The sequence below is a fragment of the Enterobacter cloacae complex sp. 6730903 genome (genome assembly GCF_048283985.1).
Classification (GTDB): domain Bacteria; phylum Pseudomonadota; class Gammaproteobacteria; order Enterobacterales; family Enterobacteriaceae; genus Enterobacter; species Enterobacter hormaechei_C.
The window spans coordinates 13,062-33,884 of sequence record NZ_JBLVXX010000004.1; the positions used below are offsets into that span (position 1 = coordinate 13,062).

Consider the following 20,823-nt stretch of genomic DNA (forward strand, 5'->3'; position numbering starts at 1 on the left):
ACCCGGCCTACAAAATAATACAACCGAACCCGTAGGCCCGGTAAGGCGCAGCCGCCACCGGGCAAAAAAACTCATGCACGAAGCCGCCCCGCCAGATGCACCGCCACGTCCACCCCGCTGCGCTCCAGCGAAATGGATTCACCTTCCCACGCCGCCTGCCGCGTCAGACAGGTCAGGATGCCCCCTGGCGGCATCTCAATCGCCAGCCGCGCTTCACGCTCGTTAGCGGAAATCACCGCCTCCTGCCAGCGCACGGTTCGCGCCATATTCATCGCCAGATCGTCGGCAATTTTCTCCGGCTGCCAGAGCACGCGTCCGGTACTGCCGCTCAGGTACGCACAGCGCGGACGTGAAAGCGTGACCGAATTAAATGCTGCCACCAGCTTCTGCGCCGGTTCCGCCAGCAGTTCACAGTGCGACGGTACGCTCACCGCCAGCCGCTTAGCCTTGCTCGCGCCTTTTGCCAGGGCGCGCTCCGCCACCTGCGCCATGCCGTCATCGGTTCCGGCAATCACGATCTGCGTTTCGGCGTTCAGGTTAGCAATATAGGTTCCTGTCCCCTGAAGCAGGTTTTCCACCTGGGGCAGGGTCAACCCCATAATCGCCGTCAGGCCGTAGCCGTGCGGATACGCCTGCTCCATCAGATCGCCGCGCAGCGCCACCAGCTTCAGCGCGTCCGTAAAATCCAGCGCACCGGCGATAACCGCCGCAGGATAAGCGCCAATGGACAGCCCGCTGACGATATCCGGCGACACGCCGCGACGTTCCAGCTCGCGCGCCCACGCCACACCGGCAATCAACAGCGAAAGCTGAACCGCGCGGGTGTGGGTTAACGAGCCTTCGCTGTCCAGGGTATCGACTTCCGCCCCCAGCACAGCGCGGGCCTGCTCCAGCTCCGTTCCCGGCAGGTTTTGCAGCATACCCTCATGCTGTGTGCCCTGCCCCGGAAAGGTAAACAGTATTTTCATTACTCCTCCCTGTGCCATGGATCCGCCACCAGGCGTGGTCCACATTGCGTTTTTAGCAGCGTTTTGCCGTCGCGCAACCATTCCGCCAGCGCGAATCCGCCCTCGGGCGTGTCCACCTGCGTATCCGCCCGACACAACGCACGGCTGAGCTGAGCCTGCCAGCCAGTAAACGCCTCAGGGGAAACGGCACGCGGGGCGCGGATCAGCAGATCGAGATCGCTGTCGGCGTGGATCACCGGAATGCCGGTCGCCAGCGCGTAACCCGTACTGCCGGTTATCCCCCACGTCCACGGCCACGACTGCTGCGCAAGCTGAAGCGCCACCTGAACCGGCGGCTGGGTGATAAACGGCGAACGCAGCAGGTCGGCGGCAACGCTCAAATCTTCGGGCGACACAACGCGCAACACGTTCTCAGGCTTCACCCATCCGGCCGCCCGCTGGTCGCGGCGCAATCCGCGCACGCCAACGGGAATACGGCCTTCATTATCAACATCACGCCGCACCACTACCGGTAGCCCGGTATGCCAGGCCGCGTCCACCCAGGATTCGGTAATCCCTTCCAGGGCGTCGCGCGCGGTAAGCCAGATGAGGTCATGTGGGCGTAATGTTGTGGTCATGATTACATTCCTGAAGTCAGCGAGATAAACAGCGGCAGCGACAGGATACACAGTACGGAGCTCAACAGCAGCACGGCTTCAGCATCCGGCGACTGCACGCCAAAGCGGTTACCGAACACCACGCCAAAGAAGCCCGCGGACAGCGCAATCATCAGGATGGCGGTGATCGCCACAGAACCGTGCAGACCGAAGATTAAAACGATACCCCAGGCAATCGCTGGCTGGATCAGCAGCTTGGCGATAGTGGAAGTGATCACCATGGTGTTGATCTGAAGTTTACGCGCGGAGAGGATCACCCCGGTCAGGAACAACGCCGCAGCGGTCGCAGACAGTCCCAGCGGTTTAATCGCCGCCAGTACCAGCTCCGGCATTTTGATGCCGATAGCGGACAGGATCACACCCAGCAGCGGGCCCATCACGATCGGTTTTTTAATGGAACGCCACATCAGCACCGGCAGCATGGAAAGCGTTGAACCCGAGTTATTGCCTTCGGCGCGGGCTTTCTCACGCTCCAGAATCAGCAGGCAGAACGGGGTCATCAACACTGAACCACAGGCGATGGAGACCGCCACGGACAGTGAGGTTGAAGGGCCTTCGCCCAGCACGCTGCCCAGAATCGGCAGGCCAAGCGCCGCGTAGTTTGGCAGGGCGACGGTAAGCGTCAGCACGGCCGCATCCTGCGGGGATTTTTTAAACACTTTCGTCGCGAGGAAGTAGATGACCGCATAGGTGATCCACATCGCCAGGGTGAGCACCAGGATCAGCGGCGACTGCGCCACGATGCCGGTCCACGGGGTTTGCACGGTGGCGCTGAACAGCGCAGCCGGGAGTGCAAAATCCATCACGAAGATATTCAGCAGGGAAACATTTTTGTTATCGACCATCTTTGCCTTACCGGCCCAGAATCCCAGCAGCATGATGACGAAAATCGGTGCAAGAGCATGAACAATTACGTAAGTCATAAATCACCTGTAGTAAAAAAGTTTAAGCACTGGCGCGATGTTTATTATTTTCAGGATGCAGGTTCCCGCGTGGACGCAACGGGCGCGCCCACGGGGTGATGCATCTGGCAGGTCTCTTTTTACTTACCAGCTGGCTCGCATACGTTCACGTACGAGCGCCGAGCTGCGGCGGTTGTCAGCACCCAGACGGTTTTTCAACGTGGTGTCCTGACGAGCGTCGCTGATGGCCTGTTGCAGGGTGGTTTTCACCCGCGTCAGATCGCTTTCGGAAGGGGCATCCGGATTGCTGATATCCAGCAGGTCGGAAAGCAGCCCCAGCGTGGCGTAGTTACTGATGTCGTACGCCATTGGCGGAATGGTTGCAGCCAGTTTTTCCAGCGCCTCAACGGTACGCAGCGTAATGCGCGCCGCAGACTCTTTGCCCATGGCGTGGATCAGCACGCCTTTATCGTTGAAGGCAATCAGACGGTTAGCCTGGTAGCCGTGCGCCAGAAACGCGCCGGACATGGCCTTACCGACGATAAGACCAATCACCGGATGACCCGCCAGCCGCGCGTTAGCGTAGGCGGCAGCGGCGCCGGCCAGCGCCTGGTGGATGCCAAACGCCTCTTCGCGACGGCCATAGGCCTGGCTGGGGACGTCGATTACCGCCACGATCGGGCGCTTCACGGCTTTGTCTGCGTCGGCGGCGACGGTTTCGCTGACCACTTTTGCCAGCGTCCATCCTTCCAGCAGGCCGACTTCACCCTGCGCCGCACGCGGGAAGTGGTTGTTGGCGTCCGGTACCACGGCGATAAAACGCACCGTTTCACCGTTCAGCTCGCCGTCTGCGGCCTGCACGGACGGGCATAACCCCTCCAGACGTTTCGCGTTCGGGGCGAGGGTTTCCAGCCAGAGTTCGCCACGGCTAATTGCGTTAGTCATCATTTCACCTCCCGGGCAAAAAGCGCTTTAATCTGTTCGGCATCGGCCTGTTTGCGGGTGTCGAAATTCGTCAGACGGTTCAGGTAATCGTCGTAGTTATCGGTGCGATGTTTCGCCGGTACGCCTTTGGCGATGGCTTCGTTCATCGCGGCTTTCACCGCGTTCACCCCGTCGCCCACCAGCGCATCCACCAGCCCGCTTTCATAGCGCACTTCGCCGCCGGTCATGCTCCAGATAAACGGACGGTCGCGGGAGTCATACTCTTCAATGCCCGCTTCCTGCTCGATAACCTGCGGACCGTTGAGGCCGAGCCGCGCTTCGCGGGTCACAATCAGGTAGCTGCACAGCGCCGCGGCGATAGACATCCCGCCGAAGCAGCCCACGGTCCCGGCGACAATCCCGACGACCGGGGTATAGCGACGCAGGTCAACGATCGCGGCGTGGATATCGGCAATCGCCGCCAGGCCGAGGTTGGCTTCCTGCAAACGTACGCCGCCGGTTTCGAGGCACAGCACCGCCTGAGTCGGAATGCCGTTGCGGTTATCTTCCGCCGCCAGCTCCAGCGCCGCCGCCATTTTGGCGCCGGACACTTCGCCCATGCTGCCGCCCTGGAAGGTGCCTTCAATCGCCACCACCACCGCAGGCTGGCCGTTAATGGTCCCTTTCGCGACCACCATGCCGTCATCGGCCTGAGGAACAATCCCCTGTGGCCCAAGCCAAGGAGAAATAATGCCTTCAAACGGATCCAGCAGTTCGCGGTAGCTGCCGTCGTCGAGCAGCGCCTGCGCACGCTGGCGCGCTTTTAATTCGATAAAGCTGCTGTCATCACGCATGGTTCACCCCTTCAAAAACCTGTTCGATACGAATGCGTGCCACGCCCGGCGTCGCGCCGAAGTCGTGGATGGTCAGCTTACCTGCGGGCAGGCTGCTGACGGTTTGCAGGCGGTTGAACAATGCCTCCCAGCGCCCGCGGCTGTTGTCGACGGAGGTGGTGATATCAATGGTTAAGGTCTGGCCCGGTTCGGCGGTGAAAAGCACCTCCATATCCCCGGAACCGACTACCCCTGCCAGCGCCCTGCCGCTTACTTCGCGGCTGGCGGGCACGGTCAATGTGATTTTTTCCATAACATCCTCTTAATGCTTTGAATAGGGCGTTTCGACGCGGTCAAGAAACAGCGTGGCGGCAAGCAGGTCTGCGGCTCCGCCCGGCGAGGCGTTAAGCGACAGCATCTGACGGTCTAACCGCGCCAGCGCCTGCTGCCCGGCGAGCGTTGCGCATCCTCCGGCGTTCAGCACCGCACGGGCGCCGTTCTGCATGGCGTCCAGCCCCTCCATGCCGGCGCGCGACAGCACGCAGGTGTCGGTGAGCGAGGTCATGATCGCCATCAGCGCGTCGAGTCTGGCCTGCGTTTCGCTGCTGCCGTTGAGACGGCTGAGGCGAAGCTGCGGCAGCGCGCGCTGCATAACGTGCGGAAACGCCTGCTGAGCCTCTTCACGCGCGCCCGGTACACGGTAGCGGTGCGTGACGCGTAACCCCTTGCTGAACACTTTCGGCGCCGCGTCATCCGGCAGCTTCGCCAGCTGAGCGGCGGTGTTCGCGACGGTTTGCGCCCGGGCATCGCCGCCCAGCATCGCCACCGCGCTCACCAGCAATCCCAGCGCCCAGATCGCGCCACGGTGCGTGTTCACGCCGTCGGTAGCGGCCATCATCTGCCGTTCACCTTCGCGACCCAGGCGGCCAACGGTTTGCCGGAGGGCAATATCCGCCGGACGCTGCCAGCTCTGCTGCGCCAGCGCCTGAAACGTGGGGGTCAGGCTGTGAGCGGAGCGCTCCATCAGCGCAAGCGATAAATCGTGGTGCGCGCCGTTCCCCCGGCTGTCCACCAGACCGGGCTTCGGGCTTAAACGTGCTTCGTCAATCAGACACTGCGTGGCGGTTCGCGCCAGCCATTCGGCACCGCCTTCAACCTGGATCTGGGGCAGAAGTTTCATTACCAGCTCCGGAATTTCGCAGGTGGGTTGTAAAGACCGCCGGACCATTCCACCAGGTCCGCGACGCTACCGGCCGCCAGCAGCGAACGGGTGGCATCGGTACGACGAATGCCCATATCTTCCGGATACACAACCTTGCCGCTCTGGCGCAGTTCCGCCACGCGTTTGGCGTCAACGCCCAGACCGATATCGGTGATACCCGCCACGGCGGCGACCATGGCGCGACGCTCTTCCAGATCTTTCGCCCGGTAGAGGTAAGCAATCCCCTCTTCCGTCAGCACGTGGGTGACGTCATCGCCGTAAATCATGACCGGCGCCAGCGGCATACCGGAGGCTTTCGCGACGTCAACGGCGTCGAGTTTTTCCACGAAGGTTGGCTTCACGCCCGCCTGGAAGGTTTCCACCATCTGCACAACCAGCTTTTTACCGCGCTGCATCGGGTCAGGCTCGGTGATCATGTTCAGCCAGGCCGGTGTGGCGTGGCGACGACCGTGCGGATCGTGGCCCATGTTTGGCGCGCCGCCGAAGCCGGAAAGACGGCCGCGGGTCACGGTTGAGGAGTTAGCGTAACCGTCGACCTGTAGCGTAGAGCCGATAAACATATCGACCGCGTACTGACCAGCCAGCTGACAGAAGGCGCGGTTAGAGCGCATGGAGCCGTCGGCACCGGTAAAGAACACGTCCGGACGGGCGCGGATGTACTCTTCCATTCCCAGCTCGCCGCCGAAGCAGTGGACGCTCTCCACCCAGCCGCTTTCGATGGCCGGGATCAGCGTTGGATGCGGGTTCAGGGTCCAGTGTTTACAGATTTTGCCTTTGAGTCCGAGCTGTTCGCCGTAGGTGGGCAGCAGCAGCTCGATCGCGGCGGTGTTAAAGCCAATCCCGTGGTTCAGGGACTGCACCTGGTGTTCAGCGTAGATGCCTTTAATCGCCATCATCGCCATCAGGATATGTTCCTGTTTGATCAGGCGCGGGTCACGGGTGAAGAGCGGTTCGATAAAGAACGGCTTGTCGGCAACCACCACAAAATCAATCCACGAGCCCGGAATATCCACACGCGGCAGGTCGCACTCGTCGTCCACCAGCTCATTCACCTGCGCGATGACGATGCCGTCATGGAACGCGGCGGCTTCCACCAGCGCCGGAGTATCTTCGGTACTCGCCCCGGTATAGAGGTTGCCTTTGCGGTCCGCTTTAAAACCGGCAATCAGCGCCACGTTTGGCGATAGGTCGACGTATAAACGTGAGTAGAGTTCGATGTAGGTGTGAATCGCCCCGATTTCGAGCTGACCATCCTCCAGCAGTTGGGAGATTCGCAGGCTTTGCGTACCGGAGAAGGAGAAGTCCAGCTTGCGGGCGATGCCTTTCTCAAAGATGTCCAGATGTTCGCTGCGGCCCACGCTCGGCATGATCATATGCAGATCGTGCACGATTTGCGGGTTCACTTCCGCCAGTGAACGGGAAAGGAAATCCGCCTGCTTCTGGTTGTTGCCTTCCAGAACGACTTTGTCGCCTGGTGCGATCAGTTTTTCCAGCATGGCGACAAGATCGCCGGTTGGCAGTACCTTACCCTGCACCGGTACGGACGCCAGACGACGCGCTTTCTCACTGCGTCGGGTGTTCCATTGCCGGGTGGGTGTTTGCCCAGATAACATTATTAACCTCCTGATTCAGCACATCATTCTGATTTGCTTAACGTTGAGTAAAGTGTGCGCTCTGGTGAGAAAGGCATCAATTAAGCGTAGAGCCAAATCATTAGCCTGAGAGTAATAATCAAGGTAAAGAAATGTGATCGGGATCAGTTCATGTTTCGGAAAAACGGGCTAAACGGGGTACAATTCGGAAGGTATAGTTAATTTCTGACAAGAATCAGCATCGCCCTTATGACCCAAATCATTCCCTCAGACTTCGACATTGCAGCCGAAGAGAGCGCAGAGTTCGTGCCCATGCGCGGTGTGGCTAACCCTCACCTGCAAACCATGCTGCCGCGCCTGATCCGCCGCAAGGTACAGTTCACCCCGCACTGGCAACGCCTGGATTTGCCGGATGGCGACTTTTTGGATCTCGCCTGGAGCGAAGATCCGGATCGGGCCAGACATAAACCCCGTCTGGTGGTGTTTCACGGTCTGGAAGGCAGCCTGCACAGCCCTTACGCACACGGTCTCATTGAGGCGGCGAAAGCCCGCGGCTGGCTTGGGGTGGTGATGCATTTTCGCGGATGCAGCGGCGAGCCTAACCGTCAGAAACGCATTTATCACTCGGGTGAAACCGAGGACGGCACCTGGTTCCTGCGCTGGCTAAGAGACCATTTCGGCGAGGCGCCAACGGCAGCGGTGGGGTATTCGCTGGGCGGCAATATGCTGGCCTGCCTGCTGGCGAAGGAGAGCGACGCCGTACCGCTGGATGCGGCGGTGATCGTCTCTGCGCCCTTTATGCTGGAGCAGTGCAGCTATCATATGGAAAAGGGGTTTTCGCGAGTGTACCAGCGCTACCTGCTCAACCTGCTGAAAGCCAACGCCGCGCGCAAGCTGAAGGCCTATCCAGATACGCTGCCTGTGACGCTGCAACAGCTCAAACGCGTGAAGCGCCTGCGCGAGTTTGATGATTTGATCACCTCCAAAATTCACGGCTTTGCCGATGCGATTGACTATTACCGTCAGTGCAGCGCCATGCCTTTACTGAACCAAATCACGAAACCTACGCTGATTATCCACGCCAAAGATGATCCGTTTATGGATCATCACTCGATTCCGGCGCCCGATCATCTGCCGGCCAACGTGGAGTATCAGCTCACCCAATTCGGCGGACACGTCGGCTTTGTCGGCGGCACGCTGCGTCGGCCCAAAATGTGGCTTGAGACGCGTATTCCCGACTGGTTAACGGCTTATCTGGACGGTAAAAAATGATTATTCCCTGGCAGGATCTCTCTCCCGACACGCTCGATAATCTGATTGAAAGCTTTGTCTTGCGCGAAGGCACCGATTATGGTGAACATGAACGTTCGCTTGAACAAAAGGTCAACGATGTTAAGCGCCAGCTTAAAAGCGGCGACGTGGTGCTGGTATGGTCCGAACTGCATGAGACGGTCAATATCATGCCCCGCAACGCGTTTCACGGCTGATCTTTACACTTTTCCAGTCAGGGAGTTGCTATGTCTGCCAGACATCCGGTTATTGCCGTTACGGGTTCGAGTGGGGCGGGAACCACTACCACCAGCCTCGCCTTCCGCAAGATCTTCGCCCAGCTTAACTTACGGGCGGCAGAGGTAGAAGGCGACAGCTTTCACCGCTACACGCGCCCGGAGATGGATATGGCCATCCGCAAGGCGCGCGATCTGGGTAAACACATCAGCTACTTCGGCCCGGAGGCCAATGACTTCGGCCTGCTGGAGCAAACCTTCCGTGAATACGGGCAAAGCGGTACCGGGCAGTCCCGCAAGTATCTCCACACCTACGATGAAGCCGTGCCCTGGAACCAGGTCCCCGGCACGTTCACGCCCTGGCAGCCGCTGCCGGAACCGACTGACGTGCTGTTTTACGAAGGATTGCACGGCGGCGTGGTGACGCCTCAGCACGACGTGGCGCGCCACGTGGATTTGCTGGTGGGGGTGGTGCCGATTGTTAACCTTGAGTGGATCCAGAAGCTGACGCGTGACATGAGCGAGCGCGGCCATTCGCGAGAGGCGGTCATGGACTCGGTGGTGCGCTCCATGGAAGATTACATCAACTTCCTGACGCCGCAGTTCTCCCGAACCCACATTAACTTCCAGCGCGTCCCCACCGTGGACACCTCCAACCCGTTCGCTGCAAAAAGCATCCCTTCCCTGGACGAGAGCTTTGTGGTGATCCACTTCCGCAACCTGGAAGGCATTGATTATCCCTGGCTGCTGGCGATGCTACAGGGTTCGTTTATTTCGCACATGAATACGTTAGTGGTACCGGGCGGAAAAATGGGGCTGGCAATGGAGCTGATCATGACACCGCTGGTGCAGCGACTGATGGAAGGAAAGCAGATCGCGTGAATTGTTTTGCCCGGTGGCGCTGCGCTTACCGGGCCTACGGGCGTGCTTTTGTAGGGCGGGTCAGCGAAGCGCCACCCGCCAAAAAATTAAGCCGCGATCACTTCATAAGAATGGGTGATTTTTACCGCTTTCTCCAGCATTAGCGCCACAGAGCAGTATTTCTCCGCAGACAGGTCAACCGCACGCGAGACCGCCGCATCCTTCAATTCTTTGCCGGTGACGATAAAGTGCAGATTAATATGCGTAAACAGGCGGGGCGCCTCTTCACGACGTTCCGACGTCAGCTTCACTTCACAATCGGTCACGTCATGACGGCCTTTTTGCAGGATCGACACCACGTCGATCGCACTGCATCCGCCTGCCGCCATCAGCACCATTTCCATTGGGCTTGGCGCTTTATCGCCGGAGTTGCCATCCATCAAAACCTGGTGCCCGGAAGCAGACTCGCCCAGGAACGTTAACCCTTCAACCCATTTCACACGCGCTTGCATATTCACTCACTCCAACGTTGCATTTTTTATGACAGATTACGTGTACGTTACATTTCTCGCAACGGAAGGCGACTTGCGTCATGCTGAAGCGAGACACCAGGAGACACGCGGCGAAAGCTATGCTAAAACACTCTGGATGCTACAGTAATACATTGACGTTACACATGTATGCAGAGGACATCAAACTTTACTGGCTGCGAAACGTTACGACAGCCGACTTCCCAGGTATGGGTAAGAATTCGATTGCAACCCCAGAGTCCGGATGCATCTTATGACTCTGGTGACAGCTTATAACAGAGGATAACAGCGCATGGTGCTTGGCAAACCGCAAACAGACCCGACTCTCGAATGGTTCTTGTCTCATTGCCACATTCATAAGTACCCATCAAAGAGCACGCTGATTCACCAGGGTGAAAAAGCGGAAACGTTGTATTACATCGTTAAAGGCTCGGTGGCCGTGCTGATCAAAGATGAAGAAGGGAAAGAGATGATCCTTTCTTATCTGAACCAGGGCGATTTTATCGGTGAACTGGGCCTGTTTGAAGAAGGCCAGGAACGTAGCGCCTGGGTTCGTGCAAAAACAGCATGTGAAGTGGCTGAAATTTCTTACAAGAAATTCCGTCAGCTGATTCAGGTCAACCCTGACATCCTGATGCGTCTTTCTTCCCAGATGGCACGCCGTCTGCAAGTGACCTCTGAGAAGGTGGGTAACCTCGCCTTCCTGGACGTGACCGGTCGTATCGCGCAGACGCTGTTGAACCTGGCGAAACAGCCAGACGCCATGACCCACCCTGACGGTATGCAAATTAAAATTACCCGTCAGGAAATCGGTCAGATCGTCGGCTGCTCCCGTGAAACAGTGGGCCGTATCCTGAAGATGCTGGAAGACCAGAACCTGATCTCTGCCCACGGTAAAACTATCGTGGTCTACGGAACCCGTTAATTTCGGTCAAACGGCGTGCCGCCGCAGGGTGGCACGCCGTTTTTGTCTCTACTCCTCATGTGGCGCAGGCTGATCTATCACCCGGAAGTTAACTACGCACTACGACAAACGCTGGTGTTGTGTCTTCCCGTGGCCGTGGGCCTGATTCTCGGACATCTTCAGCAAGGCCTGCTGTTTTCCCTCGTGCCCGCCTGCTGCAACATTGCCGGTCTGGATACACCGCATAAACGCTTTTTTAAACGTCTGATTATTGGCGGCTGCCTGTTTGCCGGCTGTAGCCTTGCCGTACAACTCTTACTGGCCCGCGACATTCCTCTGCCGTTGATCCTGACCGTGCTGGCGATGACGCTCGGCGTCACCGCCGAAATCAGCTCGCTGCACGCCCGGCTGCTTCCCGCGTCGCTGATTGCCGCCATCTTCACCTTAAGCCTTGCGGGCAATATGCCGGTGTGGGAGCCATTGCTGATTTACGCCCTCGGCACGCTATGGTACGGGCTGTTTAACTGGTTCTGGTTCTGGCTGTGGCGGGAACAGCCGCTGCGCGAATCCCTGAGCCTGCTCTACGTGCAGCTTGCTGAATACTGCGAAGCAAAATACACCCTGCTCACTCAACATACCGACCCGGAAAAATCCCTGCCGCCGCTGCTGGCGCGCCAGCAAAAAGTGGTGGATCTGATCAGCCAGTGCTATCAGCAGTTGCACATGCTTGCCGCCAACAAAAATCATGAATACAAGCGGCTGCTGCGAACCTTCCAGGTCGGGCTGGATTTGCAGGAGCATATCTCCGTCAGCCTTCATAATCCGGAAGAGGTGCAAAAGCTGGTGGAGCGCAGCCATGCGGAAGCGGTGATCCGCTGGAACGCGCAGACCGTCGCGGCCCGCCTACGGGTGCTGGCTGACGATATCCTCTATCACCGCTACCCGACGCGCTTTAACATGGACAAACAGCTCGGCGCGCTGGAAAAGATTGCGCGTCAGCACGCGGATAACCCGGTCGGGCAATTTGCTGCCTGGCATTTCAGCCGCATCGCCCGGGTGTTACGCACCCAGCGCCCGCTTTATGCCCGGGACCTGATGGCCGATAAGCAAAAACGGCTGCCGCTACTGCCCGCGCTCAAAAGCTATCTTTCACTGAAATCTTCCGCCCTGCGCAATGCCGCGCGGATCAGTGTGATGCTGAGCATCGCCAGCCTGATGGGAATGGCCCTGCACCTGCCGAAACCCTACTGGATCTTAATGACCGTGCTGTTTGTCACCCAGAACGGCTATGGCGCCACGCGGGTGCGCATTCTGCATCGGGCGGGCGGTACGATGGCGGGGCTGATTATCGCGGGCGTGACGCTGCACTTCCACGTGCCGGAAGGCTATACCCTGGCCGGTATGCTGGCGATCACGCTGGTGAGCTACCTGATCATCCGCAAAAACTACGGCTGGGCGATGGTGGGCTTTACGGTGACGGCGGTGTATACCCTGCAACTGCTCACGCTTAACGGGGAACAGTTTATTATTGCCCGGCTGGTCGATACGCTGATTGGCTGCCTGATCGCCTTTGGCGGCATGGTCTGGCTGTGGCCGCAGTGGCAGAGCGGGCTGCTCAGGCAGAACGCCCACGACGCGCTGGAAGCTGACCAGCAGGCCATTCGTCTTATTCTGAGCGATGACCCGCAGCCCTCTCCGCTGGCCTACGAGCGCATGAAGGTCAACCAGGCGCATAACGCCCTGTTCAACTCCCTTAACCAGGCCATGCAGGAGCCGGGCTTTAACGCGCACTATCTGGCTGACATGAAGCTGTGGGTCACGCACAGCCAGTTTATCGTCGAGCACATCAATGCCATGACCACGCTGGCGCGGGAGCACACGATGCTGACGCCGGATCTGGCGCAGCGCTATTTGCAGTCGTGTGAAATTGCGTTGCAGCGCTGTCAGCAGCGTCTGGAGTATGACGCGCCGGGCGAGTCAGGGGATTCGAACATTCTGGAAGCGCCGGAGACGCTGACCCACGGGCCGATGAGCACCCTTGAGCAGCATTTGCAGCGTGTTCTCGGGCACCTGAACACCATGCACACCATTTCGTCGGTGGCATGGCGTCAGCGCCCGCATCACGGGATTTGGTTAACGCGCCGGTTAAAACGAACCGCGTATTAGCCGCTGACGATCTTCGCGACCGCCGCGGCAAAACGGGTTAATCCGTCTTCGATGTCTTTGTCCTCCACCACCAGCGATGGCGCAAAGCGCATCACGTCCGGCCCGGCGTTGAGCACCATGACGCCTTCGTGCGCGGCGGCGTGCAGGAAATCGCGCGCGCGGCCTTTGTACTGTGGCTTCAGCTCGGCGCCGATCAGCAGCCCCATCCCGCGGATTTCGCTGAAGACATCAAACTGTTCGTCAATCTGCTGAAGATGTTTCACAAACAGGTCGCGTTTCGCATTCACGCCCTTCAGGACGTCCGGCGTATTAATGATGTCGAACGCCGCACCCGCCACGGCGCACGCCAGCGGATTACCGCCGTAGGTAGAGCCGTGTGAGCCCACATGAAATGCGGAAGCGATATCCTGGGTGGTGAGCACCGCACTGACCGGGAAACCGCCGCCGAGCGCTTTCGCGCTGGTCAGAATATCCGGCGTTACGCCGTAGTGCATATAAGCAAACAGGTCTCCGGTACGCCCCATCCCACACTGCACTTCATCAAACACCAGCAGCGCCTGGTGCTCGTCGCACAGCTCGCGCAGCCCTTGCAGAAATTCCGGGGTGGCCGCCGTGACGCCGCCTTCCCCCTGAATGGGCTCGACCACCACGGCACAGGTGTGATCGTCCATCACCGCTTTAACGGCGTGCAGATCGTTAAACGGCACGTGGATGATATCCGCAGGTTTCGGACCAAAGCCGTCGGAATACTTCGGCTGGCCGCCAACGGAAACGGTAAAGAAGGAGCGACCGTGGAAGGCGTTATGGAAGGCGATGATTTTGGTTTTGTACGGGCTATGACGCGTGGTTGCGTAGTAGCGCGCCAGCTTAAAGGCGGTTTCGTTGGCTTCGGTGCCGGAGTTCATAAACAGCACGCGTTCGGCGAAGGTGGCATCAATGATCTTACGCCCCAGACGCAGCGCCGGTTCGTTGGTGAATACGTTGCTGGTGTGCCACAGCGTTTCGCCCTGCGTTTTAAGCGCGTCCACCAGCGCAGGATGGCAATGGCCCAGCGCCGTCACTGCAATACCGCCTGCGAAATCAACATACTCGTTGCCCTGCTGATCCCAGACGCGGCTGCCTCTGCCTTTTACCGGGATAAACTCAGCCGGTGCATAAATCGGCAGGATCACTTCATCGAATGTCGCGCGGGTAATTGCTGGTTGTTCAGTTGCCATGTCATGACCATCCATTTTTATGTCACATTGATTGTGAAAATATAATCACAAAATATGCATAAAAAATCACAACAAGGCAACAGATATTCAGCGATTAAGGAAATTGGCCAGCAGCGCGTGACCCTGTTCGCTGAGAATGCTTTCCGGGTGGAACTGCACCCCTTCCAGATCGTACTCGCGGTGGCGAATGCCCATGATCTCCTGCGTCTCGCTCCAGGCGGTGACCTCAAAGCAGGCCGGCAGGGTCGGCGGATCAATGATCAGAGAATGGTAGCGCGTCACGGTTAACGGATTGTTTAGCCCCAGGAATACGCCGGTACCGGTGTGCGTGATCGGTGAGGTTTTGCCGTGCATGACTTTCGCGGCACGGACAATGGTGGCGCCAAAGACCTGCGCAATGGCCTGGTGACCCAGGCAGACGCCCAGAATCGGCAGTTTGCCCGCATAGTGGCGGATCGCCTCCAGCGAGATACCGGACTCCGAGGGGGTACACGGCCCCGGCGAAATCACGATTTTCTGGGGCGCCAGCGCGTCAATGTCAGCCAGCGCGATCTCATCGTTACGGCGGACAACCACCTCTGCCCCCAGCTCACAAAAGTACTGGTAAAGGTTCCAGGTAAAGGAATCGTAGTTATCAATCAGCAGAATCATGGCGGCTCCTGAAAAAATGGCCGCCCTATTTTACGCAGATTCCCGCGCTTCGCTCACAACTTTGGCAAAGATGGCGTTCAGGGCGGTCAAATCCCCCATTGCCCCGCTCTGGTTGGCGGCGGCCCAGTCGTCCGGGTCGATCCCCTGCCAGTTCAGCACATAGCCCGCATGAATAGCCAGTTGTTCAAAGAAGATCCGCTGGGCCACGCCATTACCGCTCATAAACGGATGTAGCATATTGATTTCACAGTAGTAATGACTGATTCTGTCTGTAAACTCTTCTTTCTGAAGGCCCACCAGATATTTATCACTTTCCAGCGAAGCCATCAGCTCATTACCCACCTTCTCGATGTACTCGAAATGGCAAAAAGGAATGTCGCCCTTAGAAATATCGGCGGTGCGCAGCTCGCCCGCGCCTTTCATTTCGTTGCGGAATAAATGGCGGTGAATAAGACACAGATGGGGTAAACCCGGTGCGGAAGGCCCCAGCTCCAGCGTCTCGATGTCGGGTTCAGCGGGACCCTTGCCTTTTTCAAGGAGGCAGCTGGCCTGAAAATTGACCTTACGTTGTTGCTCCCAGAGACGGGATTTTTGCTTGTCGGTGAGTTTTTTCACTACGCCTCCCTGAATAGTCCGTTTGCCACAAGTATAAGCAGCAAAACGCGCTTTCGCAGGGAGGGTGGAAAGACACGGGCAAGATGTGCCCGTGTGAGGGAACGTTACGGTAGCACTTTCGCGGAGAGAATGACGACTGGCTTAGACGGCACATTCTGGTATGGACCGACATCGTGAGTCTGAACCTGAGAGATCTTATCCGCCACGTCCATGCCTTTCACCACTTTGCCGAACACCGCGTAGCCAAAGTCGCGCTGACCGTGGTCCAGGAAGGCGTTATCAGCCACGTTGAGGAAGAACTGGCTGGTGGCGCTGTCTTTGTCCGCCGTACGCGCCATGGAGATGGTGCCGCGCTTGTTCAGCAGGCCGTTGTCAGCTTCATTTTTGATGGGCGGGTTGGGCTGTTTCTGCTGCATCTGCTCGTTAAAACCGCCACCCTGAATCATAAAGCCCGGGATCACGCGGTGGAACGTGGTGTTGTTATAAAAACCACTGTTCACGTAGTCGAGGAAGTTTTTCACCGAAACAGGGGCTTTCTGGCTATCCAGCTCCAGCTCAATATTCCCCGCAGAGGTAGTCAGCAGGACGTGGGGGTCTCCTTTGGCTGCCAGCGCAGCAGGGGAAACGGCAGAAAGAGCAAACACAGCTGCGACAGCCGCCAGTGTTGATTTGAGCATGAGAATTCCTTAACAAAGCGCAGTATAAAAAGCGAATGGCTTGATTCTAAAGAGCAGTATGAACCCAGACCAGTCTTTTACCTAATTTTACCAAATTGAAACAATTATTACCGCGCAAACGATTGTTCAGCCCGCAACGCAATGTGATCTGCATCACGTTAAAGCCTGCAATTGCGCTCAAAATTTCCTGAAAAGATTTAATTAGATCACTTTCGCGACTAAAATCTGCCCGCTCAAACGCAGTCATTGCGTTTTTCTTTACTTTTAACAGGCCAGACATGACTAACAGCAATCGCATCAAGCTCACATGGATCAGCTTCTTCTCTTACGCCCTGACCGGCGCGTTGGTGATCGTCACCGGGATGGTGATGGGAAATATCGCAGACTACTTCCAGCTGCCCGTTTCCAGCATGAGTAATACCTTCACCTTCCTGAACGCGGGGATCCTGATCTCTATTTTCCTTAATGCCTGGCTGATGGAAATCGTGCCGCTGAAAACGCAGCTGCGTTTCGGCTTCGTGCTGATGGTTGCCGCCGTGGCGGGCCTGATGCTGAGCCACAGCATCGCCCTCTTCTCTGCCGCCATGTTCGTGCTGGGCCTGGTGAGCGGGATCACCATGTCGATCGGTACGTTCCTGATTACGCACATGTATGAAGGCCGCCAGCGCGGCGCGCGTCTGCTGTTCACCGACTCCTTCTTCAGCATGGCCGGGATGATTTTCCCGATGGTCGCCGCGTATCTTCTGGCGCGCAGCATTGAGTGGTACTGGGTGTACGCCTGCATTGGTCTGGTCTACGTCGCGATCTTTATTCTCACCTTCGGCTGCGAGTTCCCGGTGCTGGGCAAAAAAGCGCAGACCACATCTGAGCCGGTTGCGAAAGAAAAATGGGGTATCGGCGTACTCTTCCTCTCCATCGCCGCGCTGTGTTACATCCTCGGCCAGCTGGGCTTTATCTCCTGGGTTCCTGAATACGCGAAAGGACTGGGCATGAGCCTGAACGACGCGGGTAAACTGGTGAGCGATTTCTGGATGTCTTACATGTTCGGCATGTGGGCGTTTAGCTTTATCCTGCGCTTCTTCGACCTGCAACGTATTCTGACCGTTCTGGCGGGTCTGGCGACCGTGCTGATGTATCTGTTCATCAACGGTTCCCCGGAGCATATGCCGTGGTTCATCCTGACCCTGGGCTTCTTCTCCAGCGCGATTTATACCTCGATCATCACCCTTGGCTCTCTTCAGACCAAAGTGGCCTCGCCGAAGCTGGTGAACTTCGTGCTGACCTGCGGCACCATCGGCACCATGCTGACCTTCGTGGTCACGGGCCCGATTGTTGCGCACAGCGGCCCGCTGGCGGCGCTGCATACCGCTAACGGTCTGTATGCCGTGGTGTTCATCATGTGCTTCGTGCTGGGCTTTGTGACCCGTCACCGTCAACACAACCCGGCAACAGCTACCCACTAATCGCCATAACCCCTTTGCGTGCTGCAAAGGGGTTTCTCCCTGCTCACCCGCCCTGCCCGCCGATGGGTAAAAACCCCACTAATTTTGTGCAAAAAACGAGCAAGCATAAAAATCAAACAATATCCGTCACTTATAAAAATCCTGACAAATCATAGATATACCCCCTAAGGGGTAGGTGAAGGCGTATTTGATTTGCATCAATAAGTGCCCCTGCTGAATCGTTAAGGTAGGCAGTAATAGAAAAGAAATCGAGGCAAAAATGAGCAAAGTCAGACTCGCTATCATCGGTAACGGCATGGTCGGCCACCGCTTTATTGAGGATCTTCTCGATAAAGCCGATGCCGAGCAGTTCGATATTACCGTGTTCTGTGAAGAACCCCGCAAGGCGTACGACCGTGTGCACTTGTCTTCCTACTTCTCTCACCATACCGCCGAAGAGCTCTCTCTGGTGCGTGAAGGGTTCTACGAGAAGCATGGCGTAAAAGTGCTGGTGGGCGAACGTGCTATCACCATCAACCGTCAGGAGAAAGTGATCCACTCCAGCGCCGGACGTACGGTTTTTTACGATAAGCTGATCATGGCGACGGGCTCGTATCCGTGGATCCCGCCTATTAAAGGGTCGGAAACCCAGGATTGCTTCGTTTACCGTACCATTGAAGACCTCAACGCCATTGAATCCTGCGCACGTCGAAGCAAACGCGGCGCGGTTGTCGGCGGTGGTCTGCTGGGTCTGGAAGCGGCAGGCGCACTGAAAAACCTCGGCGTTGAAACCCACGTCATCGAATTTGCCCCGATGCTGATGGCAGAACAGCTGGACCATATGGGTGGCGACCAGCTACGCCGTAAAATCGAAAGCATGGGCGTGAAGGTTCACACCAGCAAGAACACCAAAGAGATCGTGCAGGAAGGCACCGAAGCGCGTAAAACCATGCGCTTTGCAGACGGCAGCGAGCTGGAAGTGGATTTCATCGTCTTCTCCACCGGTATTCGCCCGCGCGACAAGCTGGCCACCCAGTGCGGTCTGGCCGTTGCGCAGCGCGGCGGGATCATGATCAACGATACCTGCCAGACCTCCGATCCGGATATCTACGCCATCGGCGAATGCGCCAGCTGGAATAACCGCGTATACGGTCTGGTTGCACCAGGGTATAAAATGGCGCAGGTCGCCGTTGACCATATCCTCGGCAACGAAAACGCCTTCACCGGCGCAGACATGAGCGCCAAGCTGAAGCTGCTGGGCGTGGACGTGGGCGGTATTGGTGATGCGCATGGCCGCACCCCGAACTCCCGCAGCTATGTTTATCTGGACGAAAGCAAAGAAGTCTACAAACGTCTCATCGTCAGCCAGGACAACAAAACCCTGCTCGGGGCGGTGCTGGTGGGTGATACCAGCGACTTCGGTAACCTGCTCCAGCTGGTGCTGAACGCCATTGAGCTGCCGGAGAACCCGGACGCGCTAATCCTCCCGGCGCACGCCTCCAGCGGTAAGCCGTCCATCGGCGTGGATAAACTGCCGGACAGCGCGCAAATCTGTTCCTGCTTCGACGTGACCAAAGGCATGCTGATCTCCGCCATTAACAAAGGCTGCCACACTGTTGCGGCGCTGAAGGCGGAAACCAAAGCCGGGACCGGCTGCGGCGGCTGTATTCCTCTGGTCACTCAGGTGCTGAACGCCGAGCTGGCAAAACAGGGCATTGAAGTGAACAACAACCTGTGCGAGCACTTCGCTTACTCTCGCCAGGAGCTGTATCACCTGATCCGCGTGGAAGGCATTAAGTCCTTCGACGAACTGATGGAGAAACACGGCCAGGGCTATGGCTGTGAAGTATGTAAGCCCACCGTCGGTTCCCTGCTGGCGTCCTGCTGGAACGAATATGTGCTCAAACCAGAACACACTCCGCTTCAGGACACCAACGATAACTTCCTGGCGAATATTCAGAAAGACGGGACTTACTCGGTGATCCCGCGTTCTGCCGGAGGGGAAATCACCCCGGAAGGGCTGGTCGCCGTGGGTCGTATCGCCCGTGAGTTTAACCTGTACACCAAAATCACCGGTTCCCAGCGTATCGGCCTGTTCGGTGCGCAGAAAGATGACCTGCCGGAAATCTGGCGTCAGCTGATTGAAGCGGGCTTTGAAACCGGTCACGCGTACGCCAAGGCGCTGCGCATGGCGAAAACCTGCGTGGGCAGCACCTGGTGCCGCTACGGCGTGGGCGACAGCGTGGGCTTCGGCGTAGAGCTTGAAAACCGCTACAAAGGCATCCGTACGCCGCACAAAATGAAGTTCGGCGTCTCAGGGTGTACCCGTGAATGTGCGGAAGCACAGGGGAAAGACGTGGGTATCATTGCCACGGAGAAAGGCTGGAACCTGTACGTGTGCGGTAACGGCGGGATGAAACCTCGCCACGCGGATCTGCTGGCCGCCGATCTCGATCGCGATACGCTGATCAAATACCTCGACCGCTTCATGATGTTCTACATTCGTACCGCCGATAAGCTGACCCGTACCGCGTCCTGGCTGGATAATCTCGAAGGCGGCATCGACTACCTGAAGTCGGTCATTATCGACGACAAGCTGGGCCTGAATGAACAGCTGGAATTCGAGATGACTCGCCTGCGCGAGGCGGTGATCTGCGAGTGGACCGAAACCGTGAACACGCCAGCGGCGCAGACGCGCTTCAGACACTTTATCAACAGCACCCAGCGCGACCCGAACGTGCAGGTGGTGCCGGAGCGCGAACAGCATCGTCCAGCGACCCCGTATGAACGTATTCCGGTGATGCTGGTGGAGGAAAACGCATGAGCCAGTGGGTAAACATCTGCAACATTAACGACATTCTGCCAGCAACCGGCGTCTGTGCCCTGCTGGGTAACGAGCAGGTGGCGATTTTCCGCCCTCGCCACGATGAACAGGTTTATGCCATCAGCAATATCGACCCGTTCTTCGAGGCCAGCGTGCTCTCCCGCGGTCTGATTGCGGAGCACCAGGGCGAGCTGTGGGTTGCCAGCCCGCTGAAAAAGCAGCGCTTCCGCTTAACCGACGGACTCTGCATGGAAGATGAAAGCTTCTCGGTCAAACACTACGACGTCCGCGTGAAGGACGGCGAGGTGCAGCTGAAAGCGTAACCCCTCGCCTT

At 57.8% G+C, this 20,823-nt stretch carries 22 protein-coding genes; 8 read left to right on the top strand and 14 right to left on the bottom strand.

Translation table 11 applies throughout. The features are described 5' to 3' along the window. Positions 1-71 precede the first annotated feature (71 nt). The 8 genes from mdcH to mdcA all read right to left on the bottom strand — a co-directional run bounded on the left by mdcH (position 72) and on the right by mdcA (position 7,118). A complete protein-coding gene (mdcH, locus tag ACNQ0W_RS02850) occupies positions 72-968 on the bottom strand; it encodes a malonate decarboxylase subunit epsilon (protein ID WP_062933382.1) in 897 nt (298 codons plus the stop codon). Further along, positions 968-1,585, bottom strand: a complete 618-nt coding sequence (locus ACNQ0W_RS02855) for a malonate decarboxylase holo-ACP synthase (protein WP_040118173.1) — start codon at positions 1,583-1,585, stop codon at positions 968-970. The genes mdcH and ACNQ0W_RS02855 overlap by 1 nt, the downstream gene beginning before the upstream one ends. A gap of 2 nt (positions 1,586-1,587) precedes the next feature. Continuing rightward, positions 1,588-2,547, bottom strand: coding sequence for an AEC family transporter (locus tag ACNQ0W_RS02860; protein WP_000222846.1), 960 nt, complete (start codon positions 2,545-2,547; stop codon positions 1,588-1,590). 123 nt (positions 2,548-2,670) lie between these two features. Further along, entirely contained in the window at positions 2,671-3,471 is an 801-nt protein-coding gene (gene mdcE / locus ACNQ0W_RS02865; protein WP_045333920.1) for a biotin-independent malonate decarboxylase subunit gamma, read from the bottom strand. Further along, positions 3,471-4,304, bottom strand: a complete 834-nt coding sequence (locus tag ACNQ0W_RS02870) for a biotin-independent malonate decarboxylase subunit beta (RefSeq protein ID WP_003861672.1) — start codon at positions 4,302-4,304, stop codon at positions 3,471-3,473. The genes mdcE and ACNQ0W_RS02870 overlap by 1 nt, the downstream gene beginning before the upstream one ends. Further along, positions 4,297-4,596 carry a malonate decarboxylase acyl carrier protein gene (gene mdcC / locus ACNQ0W_RS02875; RefSeq protein WP_000411786.1) on the bottom strand — a complete coding sequence of 100 codons (300 nt, stop codon included), beginning with the start codon at positions 4,594-4,596 and terminating at the stop codon, positions 4,297-4,299. The genes ACNQ0W_RS02870 and mdcC overlap by 8 nt, the downstream gene beginning before the upstream one ends. A 9-nt stretch (positions 4,597-4,605) precedes the next feature. Beyond that, positions 4,606-5,463, bottom strand: coding sequence for a triphosphoribosyl-dephospho-CoA synthase (locus ACNQ0W_RS02880; protein ID WP_062933381.1), 858 nt, complete (start codon positions 5,461-5,463; stop codon positions 4,606-4,608). Next, the gene (gene mdcA / locus ACNQ0W_RS02885; RefSeq protein ID WP_003861669.1) at positions 5,463-7,118 is read right to left on the bottom strand and encodes a malonate decarboxylase subunit alpha; all 1,656 of its coding nucleotides are present in this window, start codon (positions 7,116-7,118) and stop codon (positions 5,463-5,465) included. The genes ACNQ0W_RS02880 and mdcA overlap by 1 nt, the downstream gene beginning before the upstream one ends. A gap of 228 nt (positions 7,119-7,346) precedes the next feature. Here mdcA and ACNQ0W_RS02890 point away from each other — a divergent pair, with 228 nt between their 5' ends. From ACNQ0W_RS02890 to ACNQ0W_RS02900, 3 genes are read left to right on the top strand one after another with little or no spacing between them, the layout of a single operon-like run. After that, complete coding sequence (locus ACNQ0W_RS02890) at positions 7,347-8,369, top strand: hydrolase (protein WP_047050464.1); 1,023 nt, start codon at positions 7,347-7,349, stop codon at positions 8,367-8,369. Next, complete coding sequence (locus ACNQ0W_RS02895; RefSeq protein ID WP_014171926.1) at positions 8,366-8,584, top strand: YheU family protein; 219 nt, start codon at positions 8,366-8,368, stop codon at positions 8,582-8,584. Before ACNQ0W_RS02890 ends, ACNQ0W_RS02895 begins: the two co-directional genes overlap by 4 nt. Positions 8,585-8,614: 30 nt before the next feature. Next, positions 8,615-9,484 (top strand): phosphoribulokinase, encoded by an 870-nt coding sequence (locus tag ACNQ0W_RS02900; RefSeq protein WP_003861663.1) that lies wholly within the window; start codon positions 8,615-8,617, stop codon positions 9,482-9,484. 86 nt (positions 9,485-9,570) lie between these two features. Here ACNQ0W_RS02900 and ACNQ0W_RS02905 read toward each other — a convergent pair whose 3' ends face one another. Continuing rightward, complete coding sequence (locus tag ACNQ0W_RS02905) at positions 9,571-9,975, bottom strand: OsmC family protein (protein WP_015571423.1); 405 nt, start codon at positions 9,973-9,975, stop codon at positions 9,571-9,573. A 310-nt stretch (positions 9,976-10,285) separates the two neighbouring features. Here ACNQ0W_RS02905 and crp point away from each other — a divergent pair, with 310 nt between their 5' ends. Beyond that, the gene (crp, locus tag ACNQ0W_RS02910) at positions 10,286-10,918 is read left to right on the top strand and encodes a cAMP-activated global transcriptional regulator CRP (RefSeq protein ID WP_000242758.1); all 633 of its coding nucleotides are present in this window, start codon (positions 10,286-10,288) and stop codon (positions 10,916-10,918) included. 57 nt (positions 10,919-10,975) lie between these two features. Continuing rightward, a complete protein-coding gene (locus ACNQ0W_RS02915) occupies positions 10,976-13,063 on the top strand; it encodes a YccS/YhfK family putative transporter (protein ID WP_006812214.1) in 2,088 nt (695 codons plus the stop codon). Here the strand turns inward: ACNQ0W_RS02915 and argD are convergent. From argD to ACNQ0W_RS02940, 5 genes are all read right to left on the bottom strand, one after another. Next, the gene (gene argD, locus ACNQ0W_RS02920; protein ID WP_162270690.1) at positions 13,060-14,280 is read right to left on the bottom strand and encodes a bifunctional acetylornithine/succinyldiaminopimelate transaminase; all 1,221 of its coding nucleotides are present in this window, start codon (positions 14,278-14,280) and stop codon (positions 13,060-13,062) included. The two genes, ACNQ0W_RS02915 and argD, sit on opposite strands and share 4 nt — an antisense overlap. An 87-nt stretch (positions 14,281-14,367) precedes the next feature. Beyond that, positions 14,368-14,931: an aminodeoxychorismate synthase component 2 gene (gene pabA, locus ACNQ0W_RS02925; protein ID WP_062933380.1), complete on the bottom strand. Its 564-nt coding sequence runs from the start codon at positions 14,929-14,931 to the stop codon at positions 14,368-14,370. Positions 14,932-14,961: 30 nt separating this feature from the next. Continuing rightward, a complete protein-coding gene (locus ACNQ0W_RS02930; protein WP_039269624.1) occupies positions 14,962-15,546 on the bottom strand; it encodes a putative adenosine monophosphate-protein transferase Fic in 585 nt (194 codons plus the stop codon). 104 nt (positions 15,547-15,650) lie between these two features. Then, positions 15,651-16,223: a peptidylprolyl isomerase A gene (gene ppiA, locus ACNQ0W_RS02935; protein WP_000920483.1), complete on the bottom strand. Its 573-nt coding sequence runs from the start codon at positions 16,221-16,223 to the stop codon at positions 15,651-15,653. 46 nt (positions 16,224-16,269) lie between these two features. Next, positions 16,270-16,470 (bottom strand): hypothetical protein, encoded by a 201-nt coding sequence (locus ACNQ0W_RS02940; protein WP_162268484.1) that lies wholly within the window; start codon positions 16,468-16,470, stop codon positions 16,270-16,272. A gap of 31 nt (positions 16,471-16,501) precedes the next feature. Here ACNQ0W_RS02940 and tsgA point away from each other — a divergent pair, with 31 nt between their 5' ends. The 3 genes from tsgA to nirD all read left to right on the top strand — a co-directional run bounded on the left by tsgA (position 16,502) and on the right by nirD (position 20,812). After that, positions 16,502-17,686, top strand: a complete 1,185-nt coding sequence (tsgA, locus tag ACNQ0W_RS02945) for an MFS transporter TsgA (RefSeq protein WP_003861648.1) — start codon at positions 16,502-16,504, stop codon at positions 17,684-17,686. Between the two features lie 259 nt (positions 17,687-17,945). Further along, positions 17,946-20,489, top strand: a complete 2,544-nt coding sequence (nirB, locus tag ACNQ0W_RS02950) for a nitrite reductase large subunit NirB (protein WP_062933378.1) — start codon at positions 17,946-17,948, stop codon at positions 20,487-20,489. Then, complete coding sequence (gene nirD / locus ACNQ0W_RS02955) at positions 20,486-20,812, top strand: nitrite reductase small subunit NirD (protein WP_015571429.1); 327 nt, start codon at positions 20,486-20,488, stop codon at positions 20,810-20,812. Before nirB ends, nirD begins: the two co-directional genes overlap by 4 nt. Positions 20,813-20,823: the final 11 nt, after the last annotated feature.